The 14,368-nt window shown below is 50.8% G+C and carries 14 protein-coding genes and 1 pseudogene; 5 read left to right on the top strand and 10 right to left on the bottom strand.

Annotated elements, in window-relative coordinates; genetic code table 11:
* Nucleotides 1-48: 48 nt before the first annotated feature.
* Together MKZ32_RS04465 and MKZ32_RS04460 are read right to left on the bottom strand one after the other, a co-directional pair.
* On the bottom strand, nt 49-1,518 hold the full coding sequence (locus MKZ32_RS04465) for a protein adenylyltransferase SelO (protein ID WP_239796155.1): 1,470 nt from the start codon (nt 1,516-1,518) through the stop codon (nt 49-51).
* Between the two features lie 100 nt (nt 1,519-1,618).
* The gene (locus MKZ32_RS04460) at nt 1,619-2,161 is read right to left on the bottom strand and encodes a DUF2062 domain-containing protein (protein ID WP_239796154.1); all 543 of its coding nucleotides are present in this window, start codon (nt 2,159-2,161) and stop codon (nt 1,619-1,621) included.
* A gap of 101 nt (nt 2,162-2,262) precedes the next feature.
* Here MKZ32_RS04460 and MKZ32_RS04455 point away from each other — a divergent pair, with 101 nt between their 5' ends.
* Both MKZ32_RS04455 and MKZ32_RS04450 read left to right on the top strand, forming a co-directional pair.
* Nucleotides 2,263-2,436 carry a hypothetical protein gene (locus MKZ32_RS04455; RefSeq protein WP_239796153.1) on the top strand — a complete coding sequence of 58 codons (174 nt, stop codon included), beginning with the start codon at nt 2,263-2,265 and terminating at the stop codon, nt 2,434-2,436.
* A 7-nt stretch (nt 2,437-2,443) separates the two neighbouring features.
* Complete coding sequence (locus MKZ32_RS04450; protein ID WP_239796152.1) at nt 2,444-4,885, top strand: DNA internalization-related competence protein ComEC/Rec2; 2,442 nt, start codon at nt 2,444-2,446, stop codon at nt 4,883-4,885.
* Nucleotides 4,886-5,097: 212 nt separating this feature from the next.
* On the opposite strand, the gene MKZ32_RS04445 is transcribed toward MKZ32_RS04450, so the two are convergent.
* Nucleotides 5,098-5,235: a hypothetical protein gene (locus tag MKZ32_RS04445; RefSeq protein WP_239796151.1), complete on the bottom strand. Its 138-nt coding sequence runs from the start codon at nt 5,233-5,235 to the stop codon at nt 5,098-5,100.
* Between the two features lie 18 nt (nt 5,236-5,253).
* On the opposite strand from MKZ32_RS04445, the gene MKZ32_RS04440 reads away from it, so the two are divergent.
* Nucleotides 5,254-6,615, top strand: coding sequence for an Hsp70 family protein (locus MKZ32_RS04440; protein WP_239796150.1), 1,362 nt, complete (start codon nt 5,254-5,256; stop codon nt 6,613-6,615).
* Between the two features lie 82 nt (nt 6,616-6,697).
* On the opposite strand, the gene MKZ32_RS04435 is transcribed toward MKZ32_RS04440, so the two are convergent.
* Nucleotides 6,698-7,582 carry an NAD(P)-dependent oxidoreductase gene (locus MKZ32_RS04435; RefSeq protein ID WP_239796149.1) on the bottom strand — a complete coding sequence of 295 codons (885 nt, stop codon included), beginning with the start codon at nt 7,580-7,582 and terminating at the stop codon, nt 6,698-6,700.
* Between the two features lie 658 nt (nt 7,583-8,240).
* On the opposite strand from MKZ32_RS04435, the gene MKZ32_RS04430 reads away from it, so the two are divergent.
* On the top strand, nt 8,241-9,098 hold the full coding sequence (locus MKZ32_RS04430) for an AraC family transcriptional regulator (RefSeq protein ID WP_239798099.1): 858 nt from the start codon (nt 8,241-8,243) through the stop codon (nt 9,096-9,098).
* Between the two features lie 135 nt (nt 9,099-9,233).
* Here the strand turns inward: MKZ32_RS04430 and MKZ32_RS15640 are convergent.
* Together MKZ32_RS15640 and alr are read right to left on the bottom strand one after the other, a co-directional pair.
* Nucleotides 9,234-9,505, bottom strand: a pseudogene (locus MKZ32_RS15640) (IS630 family transposase); the annotation flags it as partial.
* Nucleotides 9,506-10,570 carry an alanine racemase gene (alr, locus tag MKZ32_RS04425; protein WP_239796148.1) on the bottom strand — a complete coding sequence of 355 codons (1,065 nt, stop codon included), beginning with the start codon at nt 10,568-10,570 and terminating at the stop codon, nt 9,506-9,508.
* A 96-nt stretch (nt 10,571-10,666) separates the two neighbouring features.
* On the opposite strand from alr, the gene lplT reads away from it, so the two are divergent.
* Nucleotides 10,667-11,905: a lysophospholipid transporter LplT gene (lplT, locus tag MKZ32_RS04420; protein WP_239796147.1), complete on the top strand. Its 1,239-nt coding sequence runs from the start codon at nt 10,667-10,669 to the stop codon at nt 11,903-11,905.
* Between the two features lie 9 nt (nt 11,906-11,914).
* On the opposite strand, the gene MKZ32_RS04415 is transcribed toward lplT, so the two are convergent.
* The 4 genes from MKZ32_RS04415 to ispF all read right to left on the bottom strand — a co-directional run bounded on the left by MKZ32_RS04415 (nt 11,915) and on the right by ispF (nt 14,366).
* On the bottom strand, nt 11,915-12,664 hold the full coding sequence (locus MKZ32_RS04415) for a uracil-DNA glycosylase (protein ID WP_239796146.1): 750 nt from the start codon (nt 12,662-12,664) through the stop codon (nt 11,915-11,917).
* Complete coding sequence (rimI, locus tag MKZ32_RS04410; RefSeq protein WP_239796145.1) at nt 12,661-13,125, bottom strand: ribosomal protein S18-alanine N-acetyltransferase; 465 nt, start codon at nt 13,123-13,125, stop codon at nt 12,661-12,663. Before rimI ends, MKZ32_RS04415 begins: the two co-directional genes overlap by 4 nt.
* Nucleotides 13,122-13,793: a tRNA (adenosine(37)-N6)-threonylcarbamoyltransferase complex dimerization subunit type 1 TsaB gene (gene tsaB / locus MKZ32_RS04405; RefSeq protein WP_239798098.1), complete on the bottom strand. Its 672-nt coding sequence runs from the start codon at nt 13,791-13,793 to the stop codon at nt 13,122-13,124. The genes rimI and tsaB overlap by 4 nt, the downstream gene beginning before the upstream one ends.
* 102 nt (nt 13,794-13,895) lie before the next feature.
* Nucleotides 13,896-14,366, bottom strand: a complete 471-nt coding sequence (gene ispF / locus MKZ32_RS04400) for a 2-C-methyl-D-erythritol 2,4-cyclodiphosphate synthase (protein WP_239796144.1) — start codon at nt 14,364-14,366, stop codon at nt 13,896-13,898.
* Nucleotides 14,367-14,368 lie beyond the last annotated feature (2 nt).

The following is a 14,368-nucleotide window of genomic DNA, read 5'->3' as shown; positions in this document are numbered from 1 at the left end:
AGGGTGTTGCTTTGGCAACCCAAAAGCTTTACAGACAGCATTCATTCATCAGGATGAACAACTGACCACGACATGGCGCGCCCAATCCGGTGCTGGCGCAGCATAATCTTCCATTTCTGGCTGCTCATCGAAAGGTCGGCTAAGTAATGCCAGCAAGCGATCTACTTCCGAAAAATCACGTTCCCGCTCAGCTAAAGCAATCGCACTTTGTGCCATGGAATTGCGCAGAATATATTTCGGGTTAACCTTGTCCATACGTGCCTTTCGCTCCTCATCCGTTCCAGGCTCACTTTGCAGACGTGTACGATAAACATCAGCCCAAGCGTCAAACGCTGCTCGATCGACAAATTGATCGCGTAACTCGCTGCTTCTCTCATCCGGCGCGAATTTGAACAGACCTAAACTGCGAAACAGATTGGTGTAATCCAGCTGGCTTGCGCGCATCATTTCCAGCAGTGGGGTAACTAGAGAAGCATCTTCTTTGGTGACGTTGGTTAGTCCCAGCTTCTTGCCCATCAATTCAGTATAGTGTTCGAAATATGTCGGCTCGTAATTTTCCAGGGCCTCTTGCGCTTCCTCCACCGCAATAATAGGCGTCAAAGCCTGCGCCAGACAAGCCAGATTCCACAAGCCGATTTGCGGCTGCTGATCAAAGGCGTAGCGCCCGCCATGGTCGGAGTGATTACAAATAAAACCCGGGTCGTAGGTTTCCATAAAACCGAAGGGGCCATAATCGAAAGTTAGCCCCAGGATCGACATGTTGTCCGTATTCATCACGCCATGTGCGAAACCGACAGCTTGCCATTGAGCCATCAGACTTGCGGTGCGCGTGATTACTTCATTCAAAAAACGCAAGTACTTGTCCGGCGCATCGCTTATATCAGGAAAATGCTTGGCGATAACATAATCAGCAAGCAAGGCGATCGGCTCGTGCTGATCCCTATAGGCGAACACCTCAAACGAACCAAAACGCACATGCGACGGTGATAAACGAGTAACCACCGCGGCACTTTCGATAGTCTCACGGTACACCTCTGCGTCGCTGCCCACAATGCACAAAGCACGAGAAGTAGGAATACCCAGGCCATGCATTGCTTCTGAACACAAGTATTCACGAATGCTGGATCGCAGCACGGCACGCCCATCGCCATTGCGCGAAAACGGTGTGATACCAGCCCCTTTCAATTGAATATCCCAATACTCTCCATTGCTGTTTTTTATTTCACCAAGCAAAATTGCGCGCCCATCTCCCAATTGAGACACAAAGGAACCAAATTGGTGCCCGGCGTAGAGCATCGATAATGGCTCGCTGCCAGGCAGCAAACGGTTACCAATAAAATAATCGGCGAAATCCGCGCGCTCAGCTTCGGTTACATCCAAATTAATTAATTCGGCAGCACTCGCATTAAAACTAACCAAATAGGAATGGGGCAACGGCGTAGGATTCAGACGGCTATGAAAAATATCTGGCAGCCGAGAAAAAGTATTATCAAAATTCAATTGGTCAAGTTTTTTCATCACAATCTTTTTATCTTAGTCAATAAGTCCGACTTGCCGAAAACCATACCAGGGTATAAAAAATTGAGCACAGTGGCATATGCGCTGCCCCTGAAAATCATTATTGCCGCCGTGATGCACGCCTGCGCCATTCCCATACCACAATCGCATACCACAGCATGCGCACGCTAAAATAACCCGCGATAGCAAAACTTAACGCCAGAAGCGGCAGGCCAGCAGCGAGGGGTTTACCCAATGACACAAGCCAATCCAGCATGACGGTAGGCCAGTTAACCCAAGTCATTTCTGGCAGGGAAAAGTTAACGGGCGACTGGCCGTTATTGTGCCCGGTAACAAATACACCAAGCTGATATGCCAGCGCATAGAGCGGCACGATGGTAAGTGGGTTGGTGTACAGCGTGGTGACCGCAGCCACCGGCAAATTAACGCGGAATAGCACTGCCAGCAAAGCTGCGCTTATTATTTGAAGCGGACCAGGAATTAGCCCGGTGAACAGCCCGACGGCTACGCCGCCCGACACTGAATGGCGGTTAAGATGCCATAGGTTGGGATGATGTAGCCAGCCGCCAAACCAACGCGCCCAACGGCTTTGTTTGAATGTTTCATGGCTGGGCAGGAATTTTCTAAAATATTTTTTCGGCACGAGCAATCGTTAATAAGGCAAAATCGTTACTGAGCAAAATCAGGATAGTAGATTACCTGATTATATTTGATATGCCAGCCCTCTTTGGGAAGTTTGCACACGTGAGTCCGAAAATACCCGATCCAACTGACATGAGCGGCCTACCGTATGCCGAAGCACATATGCGGCTGCAAGCTGAAAGAATGAACAAACTGCCCCCAACCCGATGCCGCGACATTCCAACGATTGCACTGGAAATGGTGCGCGAATTGCTCAAGCTCATTCGGCGGCACTAAGCAAACCATGCGCTATGCCGTTTTATTTTTTGCATTTGGCGTATGGCTTTTGCAACAACAGTCAGTACTTCCCAACTTCGCTTGGAGTGGGCTGACTTTATTGCTCGCTGGTATTTTGTTACTACCGCGTAGCACTCTTTTGCAGCGCCAAGCATACCCTGCTCTTCTTGCAACATTTGCCTGTACCTTTGGGTTTTTCTATGCAGCATTTTTTGCCCAGCAACGTTTGTCCGATACTCTCCCTGCCGAATGGCAGGGCAAAGACATTCAAATCATAGGCGTAGTGGCAAAGCTCCCTTCACAGCATGAACACGGACTTCGTTTTGTGTTTGATGTGGAACAGGTACTCACCCCCAATGCCATTGTTCCGCCACACATCCTGCTTGCCAGTTACGATGGTATACGAGAAGAACCTCTTGACATCCACGCCGGTGAACGCTGGCGGCTCACAGTACGCTTGAAGCAGCCACACGGCAGCAGCAATCCTCACGATTTTGATTTTGAAGCATGGATGCTGGAAAACAAGCTGCGCGCCAATGGTTATATTCATCGAAAGCAAGATAACGTACGACTGGATGCGTTAGTGCAATCACCAGATTACTATATCCAAAACCTACGCGAAAAAGTGCGCGAACATATCCAGAAAAGGTTAAACCCATTCCTCAATCAGCGTCATCCATTACGAATTCCTCACACCGCAAGCGGGAAAGAAGTTCTCCAGAGCGCTGAAGCGAGTGTCATCGAAAAAAATAATTACGTCGGCGTGTTAACCGCACTTGCCATCGGCGATCAGGCCGGCATCCCAGCGGCACAGTGGCAAGTTTTTACGCGCACTGGGGTTAATCATTTGATGAGTATTTCAGGTCTGCACATCACCATGCTGTCCGGTCTGGCGTTTGCTGCAAGCTATTGGTTATGGCGACGCAGTGCACGCCTCACGCGCGCGCTACCGGCACGCAAAGCTGCTGCACTCATCGGCTTACTGGTGGCACTCGGCTATGCACTACTGGCGGGTTACGGTGTACCGGCGCAACGCACGGTGTATATGCTGGCGACGATAGCGACGGTGCTGTGGCTATCACGCACTGTCGCACCGTCACAAATTCTTGCCGCCGCCTTGCTCGTTGTATTGTTGCTCGACCCATGGGCGGTGCTGTCGCCGGGATTCTGGCTATCTTTCGGTGCGGTGGCATTAATTTTTTATGTAACGGCGCACCGTTTGCGCCCCCCGCACTGGTTAGTAACGTATGGTCGCGTACAGTGGGCTATGAGCATTGGGCTGATTCCGCCGCTGTTGGCAATGTTCCAGCAAGTTTCACTAGTGTCACCGATCGCGAATGCTTTTGCCATTCCGTTGGTCAGCTTCGTGGTGGTACCGCTCACCCTGCTGGGTGCAGTGCTTCCCTTTGATTGGCCGCTATGGCTGGCACATCAGGCCATGGGAGTGTGTATCAACCTGCTGGAATGGCTGAATAGTCTGCCAGAGGTGGTATGGACACAGCACGCACCGCCCACATGGAGCATAGCCATCGGCATGTTTGGTGTGTTATGGATGCTATTGCCACGCGGATTTCCCGCACGCTGGCTGGGGCTGCTCGCCCTGCTACCCATGTTTCTGGTACTGCCCGCAGTACCGCCAGAAGGTACGCTACACCTGGTAATTTTCGATGTCGGGCAAGGTTTGGCGGTAGCCGCTCAGACACACAACCATGCACTGCTGTATGACACCGGTCCCAATTTTAATAGCGAGGCCAATAGTGGCAACCGCATCCTCATCCCGGCATTGCGCGGCATGGGGATCTCTCAACTCGACGGCCTGATTCTTACCCATGATGACAACGACCACACCGGCGGCGCATTATCTATTTTGCAAGGGTTACCGGTAGGTTGGCTCTCATCCTCGCTCGCTGCAAACCATCCCCTGTTACAACACGCTTCAAACACCCAACGCTGCATGGATGGGCAAACGTGGGAATGGGACGGAGTGCACTTTGAAGTGCTACACCCTACAGCGGAAAGTTATGCAGCAGAAAAAATCCGCGACAATAACCGCGGCTGCGTGTTGAAAATCAGCACGGGCAAAAATAGCATATTGCTCGCCGCCGATATCGAAAAAGAATCTGAATGGCGATTATTGAAACAACATGAGGAAAAGCTCCCCGCTACACTTTTGGTGGTGCCACACCACGGCAGCAAAACCTCATCGGTGAATGCTTTCGTAGCGGCCATACATCCGCGCTATGCAGTATTCACCGTGGGTTACCGCAATCGCTTCGGTCATCCGAATAAAGAGGTGGTCGAACGCTATCTTGCAGTGGACAGCGAACTATTGCGTTCGGATCGGGACGGCGCCATCCTCGTAGAAATGGATGCGCAGAATATCAGCGTAGAGCGATATCGCAGAACCCACACACGATATTGGCACCAAGACATTGCTGGTGGAACATAAGGGCATCTCTAAAAATCCAATTTTCGTCACAATACGGCGTTACTCGAAAAAATTATCGCTTACATATCAATCATATGCCGCGCTTAAATTTTTTACTCGTTTGCCATAAAATATGGATAACCAACCAAAGTACGATAGTTTAGGAATTTTCAACCCATATCAGGGCTACCAGTCCAAGAAAGTAGAGGCATAGCGGGTGTGTTTCAGCGGTATCAATCACCCGGCGGAAAATCAACGGGCAGATCCTGATCGACACAAGTTTGATCGGCGCTCCTGATGTCCGCAATAGCCGATGAAGCGACGGTTGGTATTCTCGTCATGACGGGCAGATCATCGGTCCCTGCTGTCATTTTTGGGCAGAATTTTGAATGATCATTTCTGGCTACCATTCGACATTTTCCTGCACGGGCGGTAGCATCGCGCTCCATTTTTTATCGGTTCGATTTCAGACCCCTCTCCTAACCATGTCTGTTGAAACTCCCGCCCGCGCCTGCGGCATCGATTTCGGTACGTCCAACTCCACCGTAGGCTGGCTGTGTCCCGGCCAGCCTACCCTGTTGGCACTGGAAAACGGCAAGCCCAGCCTGCCCTCCGTAGTTTTTTTCAATGCCGAAGAAAACACCGTAAGCGTTGGCCAGGCCGGCCTCAAGGAATATCTGGATGGCTACGAAGGCCGCTTGATGCGCGCCTTGAAGAGCCTCCTCGGCAGCAGCCTGATGGAAGGCAAAACCGAAATTCAGGGCCGCTCGCTGCCCTACAAGGAATTACTGACCCAATTCATCACCGAACTCAAGCATCGGGCCGAAATGGCAGCGGATCGCTCTTTCGACCAAGCCGTGTTTGGTCGGCCAGTATTTTTTGTGGATGACGATACAGCGGCCGACGACAAAGCCGAGGTGACGCTGGAAGCCATCGCCCGCACCGCCGGCTTCCGCGAGGTGAGCTTTCAGTACGAGCCCATCGCCGCAGCCTATCACTACGAACGCCAGATTAACCACGAGGAACTGGTGCTGATCGCTGACATCGGCGGCGGCACCTCCGACTTCTCCCTGATCCGGCTCTCGCCGCAACGCGCACTGACAGCCGACAGGCGTGACGATCTGTTGGCCAACAGCGGCGTGCATATCGGCGGCACCAACTTCGACCGACAACTGAGCCTGGAAGGCGTGATGCCCCTGCTTGGCTATGGCAGTCTGCTCAAGCGCGGCCTGACCATGCCCTCCAGCTACTACATGAATCTTGCCACCTGGCACACCATCAACCAGGCCTATACCAGCCGCACCTGGGCCGATCTGCAGGAGCTGTATCTGGACACCCAAGCGCCTGAAGCCATGGACCGGCTGCTCAAGCTAATCCGCGACCGCGCCGGCCATTGGCTGGCCGTGCAGGTGGAGGAAGCCAAGATTGCCCTGTCCGCCGGCAATAGCGCAGCCCTACATCTGGATAGACTTGCACCCGGCATGCGCCACACGCTGACCCGCATCGAGTTTGAAAAAGCGTCGGCGGAGCTGGTAGAACAGATCGGCAACACTCTGAGCACCTTGCTCGCAAAGGCTGTCGTGCGTAGCGAGGCGGTGAATACGATATTTTTCACCGGCGGTGCTAGCGGCGTGCCCATGCTGCGCGAACACATTGCCGCAATCTTACCTATGGCCCGGCGCATGGAAGGCGACTTGTACGGCAGCGTTGGCGCCGGTCTTGCGGTAGAGGCGCAACGGCGCTTCGGCTGATAACCCGGAAATTCGTAGCCCAACCCACGCATCACTACTCGCGCTTTGAAAATTCTGTAAGAAGATCCATCAAAAAAACATTTTAAAATCTCTCACCCAACCTCTGTTCAAACAGGGTAACGATGGCGGATGAATCCTCTTCACCCATTCCCGCCTCAACAAGGGCATTGATATAAGTAGTCGCCATCTTGGTGCCCGGCAATTCAATAGCTAGTTCATCTGCAAATTGCCGCACGATGCACAGGTCTTTCTGATGCAGCTTGGCTTTGAAACCAGGCGTGAAATTATACGTAAGCATGCGTTGTCCCTGCACTTCAAGTATTCGGCTGCCTGCAGATCCTCCCAGCAAAGCTTGCCTTACTTTTGCACGGTCCACACCGGATGCAACAGCCAGTGCAAAGGCTTCGGCAATCGCGGCAAGCGTTTGTGTTATCACAACCTGATTGCACGCTTTGCTCACTTGCCCAGCACCATGATCGCCGATATGAACAATGTTTTTTCCCATCACTTGCAGCACAACCAATGCTTGCTGGAATACGTCGGCCTTACCACCCACCATGATGGAGAGCGTGCCATCGATAGCTCCCTGGCTGCCACCCGAAACCGGTGCATCAAGCATATTGATTTTTTTCTGCGCCAGCGCTGATGCTATTTGACGGGTGACTGAAGGTGAGATGGTGCTCATGTCGATTACCGTGCTGCCGGTTTGTGCGCCGTGAATGATGCCCTGTTCGCCGAGGATAACTTCCCGTACATCTTCGGTATCGGAGACATTGGTAAAGATCAGGTCGCAATGTTTTGCCAGTGCTTGCGGGGTGTTGCATGCCTGCGCACCGGCCTGCATCAATTGCTGCATTTGTTCGGAGCGACGCGCATACACCCACAGCGGATAATCCGCTTTGAGCAAGTTATTGGCGCAGGCATGTCCCATCACGCCCAGGCCGATGTAACCGATATTGGGTTTCATAAGGTCTCGCAGTTCAAAAATCAGAAAAAACAGGCTACAGCATTGCAATCATTTTGGCGAGAAGCTTAAATAGAAAAGCTGTCGTAGCACCCTATTGTTTCAAATAGGAATTTTTTTCTACCCGCCGCACCTGGGCCACATTATTACCCGCTTTTATCATCAGTCTTTTTGCCGGTTTATACATCGGACATCTTTGTAGAGCGCGCGCACGGTCGTGATCGTGACTCACAATCTTGCGCAGGCGCGCCGAGTTGCCAATTACGCGGCGTTTTTTTGGAGGACAGAGCGTATTGGGAAACTGATCGAATTCGGACGCTGCCAATCGTTATTCGACTCACCTAGTCATAACTTGACTGCGGCTTACGTGACCGGAATTAGCAGCTGAATACAAACAAATATACTGCTTGGCCTGGTGCTGATCGTTTGGCGAGCCATGCTCATGCCTAGTCGCTGCCCGACGGAGCTTACTTGGTCGCGGGAAGTTGAATGAGGAGATTAAATCGAGTGTGACCCAATTTACTGTTTAACCTCTTTAGTTTTGCCTTTATTTTTAATAGAAATAGCATACCTGCTTATTATTCATGAAAGCAATTTCAGTCAAGACGCACACGGCTCAAACACGTATATTTCCTCTCAAGGAGAAGTAACGGTGAAAACTATGAGAAAACAGATATATGCTGAGAGGTTTCACAGGGTATTCGACTACATCGACAAACACCTTGAAGAAGAACTGAGCGTAGATTTGCTAAGTCAGTTTGCAAATTTCTCGAAATTTCATTTTCACCGCCAATTTTCCGAATACTGCGGCATCAGCGTCATTAGATATATCCAGTTAATGCGGCTCAAGCGTGCCTCCTACAGGCTGGCGTTCAACCCTCTTGAACGGATTATCGACATAGCGCTAGATGCTGGATTTGAAAACCCGGAATCGTTTTCACGTGCGTTCAAAAACACGATAGGACAAACCCCGTCTGACTTCAGAAAGAAACCGGAATGGGAACCGTGGATTGAACGCTATCAATTCCCCAACAAAAAAAGGAATGCAAATATGGAAGTCAAAATCATCAATTTCGAACACACGAAAGTGGCTGCGCTTGAGCATCGTGGCGACCCAAAGTTAGTCAACAACTCGGTCAAAACATTTATTGAATGGCGCAAGGAATGTGGCTTGTCACCTATCACTTCAAGCAAAACCATGGGCATCGTCTACGACAACCCTGAAACTACCGCGCCTGATCAATTCCGTTTCGATATCTGCGGCTCAGTAACGGAAGTGGTTCCGGAAAACCAGCAGGGCATCATCAACAAACAGATACCTGAGGGTCGCTGTGCTGTCGTTTGCCATGTGGGTCCGTATGACAACATTGGAGAAGCAGCCTGTTACTTGTACAGAGATTGGTTACCCGGCAGTGGCGAAGAGTTGCGCGATTTTCCCTTGTTTTTTCACTACCTGAATCTGAATTCAGATACACCAGAACACGAACTGAGGACAGATGTTTATCTTCCGTTGAAATAACCAGTTCATTCTATCAATATGTCTGAACTCATTACTTATTTATTTTTCTATAAAAAACAGTAGCCTGCAGACTATTTTTTAATATATATTTCAAGATAAAGTGTGTGAGAATATTTTCTTTTATTGACTCGCCCATTAAATGATTTTAAGCGGCATATTTACGTGTGGGTCTTGAAAATAGTAGCGACACATTCTGTATTGCTCTCGAGCATCGTCATGTGATCGTTAGCAGCAGGCACACCATTTCTCCTTGGTACGCACCTGTACTTTCGATCCGATGCCTGCTTCAGGTCTGAATTTAACCGCTCTTTCGGATTCAATTCAGAACTATCGTTGGGCAAGTAAAAGCATTCCATTCTTCCTTGTTTTTTTCCAGTATCTTTGATCAGTAGTTCAAGGAATTCAATCTAGACAGTGACGATTGGTACCCGTTCGGTCAGCGCGCACAACAGTTCATAACTGATAGTACCTGCCGCATGAGCTACCTGTTCCACCGGCAACCCCTCTCCCCACAACGTGACGCTGCTGCCTACATCTGCAGCCGGCAATGCACTTAAATCCACAGTCAGCATGTCCATCGAAATGCGTCCCAAGGTGCGCGTACGCTGGCCTTCTACCAGCACTGGGGTACCTGTTGGAGCATGGCGCGGGTAACCGTCTGCATAGCCGCAAGCGACCACGCCAACACGCATGGGAGACTCGGCGCGAAAGAGCCCGCCATAGCCAATACCTTCGCCCGGACTCAACTCTTGCACCGCAATGATGCGGCTTTGCAGTGTCATCACCGGTCGCAAGCCCAGTTGCTGCGAACTGTTTTCCACGAACGGCGATGCACCATACAGCATGATGCCGGGGCGCACCCAATCTGCATGGGTTGCAGGATAACGCAATAGAGCAGCAGAGTTAGCCAGCGAGCGTGCCATTCGGTACGGAGCGGCCAGTTCATTAAACATATTTAATTGTGCAGCTACCCCTGTCGATTCATCCGCATGGGCAAAATGCGTCATCAGCGTGATATCGCGTACGGCAGGATGCTTCTTAAGAATTTGCAGTGCAGCGGAGAATTTGTCCGGAGCAAAACCCAGACGGTTCATCCCACTGCTAACCTTGAGCCACGCCTCCAAACTGCGACGCTTGGGGTAAGCCTCCAGCATGTCAATCTGCTGCTGGGTGTGAATCACACAGGCGAGGTCATATTCGGCCACCAGCGGCAAATCGTCCGGAGTAAAAAATCCTTCCAGCAGCAGGATAGTCTGACTGAACCCCGCATCGCGCAGGCATATCGCATCACGGATATCCAGCAGTGCGAAACCTTCCGCCTCATTTAACGCTTCAGCGGCACGTAATAAACCATGGCCATACGCATTGGCCTTGATCACCGCCATAATGCGCGCACTGCTCGCGCGACGTACGACTTGCAGATTGCACTCTAACGCGGAAAGATCAATGTGAGCTTGGATCGGACGGGGCATGAATGCAAGATTAGAGGATAAAATAGGTTGCTGTTAATGATAGCAGGCATCCTATTTTCGTGATATAAAACGCGCTCTTAAAAATTGCGCCTCCCAATGAATCGCGGATTTTATATAATACTTGCGGCGCAGTTCTTTTCCGCACTCGCAGACAACGCTCTACTCTTTGCCGCCATCGCATTACTTCACGAAGTACATGCGCCAGAATGGCATACCCCGATACTGCAAGCAGCATTTGTGGTGTCCTATATCGTGCTGGCGCCTTTTGTAGGCGCCTTCGCTGATTCGCTGCCCAAGGGGCGCGTGATGTTCATCAGCAACAGCATTAAGCTGTTCGGCTGTATCGCCATGCTGGCCGGGGTAAACCCGCTCCTCGCCTATGCTGTGGCAGGTTTGGGCGCGGCGGCTTATTCCCCGGCAAAATACGGTATCCTTACCGAATATTTACCGCCCAACAAATTGGTACTGGCAAATAGTTGGATAGAGGGATTGACTGTTGCCGCCATCGTGCTTGGCGCAGTAGTGGGTGGGATACTCATCGGCCCAAATATTTCAGGCCAGATGCTGCAATGGTGGGATGTACCGATCATAGAAACCGGCATCGACTCGGCGCCGGAGCTGGCTATCTCCATCATTACTGTTATTTATCTCATCGCGGCGTTGTTCAATCTCTACATCCCGCGCGTACCAATCGAGCACAAGCCGTTAAGCCGCAACCCAGGGTTCTTAGTAAGTGAATTCGCGCATTGCTTCAAACTGCTATGGAAAGATCCGCTAGGACAAGTATCGCTGAGTGTCACCACACTTTTCTGGGGGGCAGGCGCCACGTTACGTTTAATCGTGTTGGCATGGGCCGCCACTGTACTTCACTATGACATGGGCGAGGCCGCCAAGCTCACCGCTTGGGTCGCCATCGGCATTGCCATCGGCTCTGTACTAGCGGCTAAATTCGTCAAACTGGAACACTCGGTGAAAGTGTTGCCCATAGGCATCGCCATGGGGCTAATGGTACTGGCCATGATCCCGGTTACCAGCACACCCCTTGCCATTGCACTGCTCATCATTATTGGCGCAATGGGCGGCTATCTCTTGGTACCCATGAATGCCCTCCTACAACATCGCGGTCACCTGCTTATGGGCGCCGGCAGATCAATCGCTGTACAAAATTTTAATGAAAATATCAGCATTTTCGCCATGCTCGCATTATTTGCCTTAATGCAAAAATTGGAATTAAACATTCAGACTATTACTTTAATATTCGGCCTATTGCTCGCAGGCATCATGACGGTATTGTATAAAAAGCACAGTCATGATCAGGATGCGGGGCAGATGTAGTCTTTAATTTCAAACCAACCCCTGCATCGTAGCAACTGCCAGGCACAGATCGTCCCATGCTTCGGCTTTTTTCAACGGGGTCTGCAGCAGATAGGTGGGATGGTATGTGATGATGAGTGGAATACCTTTCACCAAAGCATGAGCGGATGAACCGCGATATTCGTGCAGTTTGCCCCGTAGGCCAGGCAACGTGGCACCATGCCCCAATAATAATGCGGCGGTTTCACCCAAGGCCACGATCAGCTTGGGCTGGATGAGTTGAATCTGGCGTTCCAGATAAGGCACGCATTGAGCAATCTCATTGGCTTCTGGCGTGCGATTGCCGGGTGGGTAGCATTTAACGATGTTGGTAATATAAACATTGTGGCCGCGCTTCAACTTAATTGCAGCCAGCATATTATCAAGCAACTTGCCGGATTGCCCCACGAATGGCTCACCTTGAACATCTTCGTCTGCGCCCGGCCATTCGCCCACGAACAACCAATCTGCCCGCACATCACCCGTACCAAAAACCGTCTGTGTACAACTTGTACGTAGCTTACACGCCGTGCAATTTTTCACCAATGCTTGCAACTCAGGCCAGTTGTGACTGTCCAGATTCTGTATGTCTGCTTTTTCCTCGACAGATTTGCTTGCCACTTGCTCTGTCATAGGTTCAGCAGCCACTGTTACTTGCTCAAGTACAGACTTGGCTTGTTCGCGCCGTTGCCACAGCGGGTAGAGATTGAGCTCACGTAGTATTGCTTCTTCTCGAATCACAGTAAATATTCCATCACGATTCCGTCTTCGCGCTCATTGCCTGCTGAATAATAGCCATGACGCAGGCCAATTTGGCGAAACCCGACATCACGATATAGCCCCAGCGCAGCCGCGTTGGAATGACGCACCTCCAGCAACATGCGCCGCATGCTACAACCGCTTGCCATTTCTATGGTTGCACCTAACAGCCTACGGCCCAGCCCCTTGCGTTGATATTCGGCAACGATACTGATATTAAGTAAGTGAACTTCATCTACTGCAAACATAAACACAACATAGCCTAATATCTCACCCTCTGCTTTATACACCTTGCATACACAATTACTTTTAAGCGCATCGGTAAAATTCCCGCTAGACCACGGACAAGCATGCACGCGTTGCTCAATGCACACTATCTCGGCCACGTCTGCTAGATTCATATCACGCAAGACGGTGTGGGTATGCAATGGGGAAAATTTCATCGCTCGCTGGTTTTCAACGCCACCTTGTCGCGTAAATAAAACGGCATGGCTTGCGCCGCGTCCATACCTTGACCAGCAGCAAATAATGGCGCGGCAAATTCTGCAATAGCGCTGGCCTGTGGCACGGCCTGAATATCGCTGCCAAAAATTTGCCCGGCATAACGATTACCCAATACAGCACCATACATAGCAAAACCACTGCCTGTGCCAAACCATCCAGAGCCTTGAACCTGCGGAGCCTGTTGCGGCAAACACAAATTCGGCTCGCAAACCGTCACCCATGACCCCGCCCGTTTTTCATATACAGCATGATAAATCTCGCCCATGCGTGCATCCAGTGCGGCGATCACTTTATCGTGACCAGCGGCTTGTGCTAATGCTTGCAACGTACACACTCCCACCACCGGCAAATCCGCTCCTAGCGCCAATCCTTGCGTCACCCCACAAGCGATACGCACACCGGTGAATGAACCCGGCCCGGCGCCAAATGCAATACCATCTAATTCCGTAAGTTTAACGCCCGCTTCATGCAATAAACTATCCAGTATTCCTATCAGCAATTCGGAATGGCGCTGCCCAACCAGCTCGCACCGATTGACGACATTGCCGTCCTGCCATAGGGCGACGGAGCAGTATTCAGTGGACGTTTCCAGCGCCAATATACGCATCATTATTAATAATTAGCCCATGGAATGATATGTACTTTATCATTCCAATTTAATTGGGAAAAATTAAAATGATGAAATGACATTGTCATACTTTATGTTGATTCAAACTAACAATAGCGCGACAGCCTGCGCCGCGATCCCTTCCCCGCGCCCGCTAAAGCCCAGCTTTTCAGTGGTGGTCGCTTTCACATTTACAGCATTCACAGCCACACCCAAATCAGCGGCAATATTTTCTATCATGCGCGGAATGTGCGGTGCCATCTTGGGTGCTTGTGCAATGATAGTGGCATCCAAATTGCCTATGCGGAAACCCGCATTGGTCACCATACGCGCTACTTCGCGCAATAAAATGCGGCTATCAATATTTTTAAACTTTGCATCGGTATCTGAAAAGTGACGCCCGATATCACCCAGTGCTGCTGCACCCAACAAGGCATCACAAATGGCATGCAACAACACGTCAGCATCGGAATGGCCGAGCAGCCCCTTGTCATAAAATATCTCCACGCCACCAATAATTAACTTGCGCCCCTCCACCAATTGATGAACGTCAAAACCCTGTCCGATTCTCATAT

The sequence above is a fragment of the Candidatus Nitrotoga arctica genome (assembly GCF_918378365.1).
In the GTDB taxonomy this organism is placed as follows: domain Bacteria; phylum Pseudomonadota; class Gammaproteobacteria; order Burkholderiales; family Gallionellaceae; genus Nitrotoga; species Nitrotoga arctica.
This window is presented reverse-complemented; position numbering and strand designations above follow the sequence as displayed.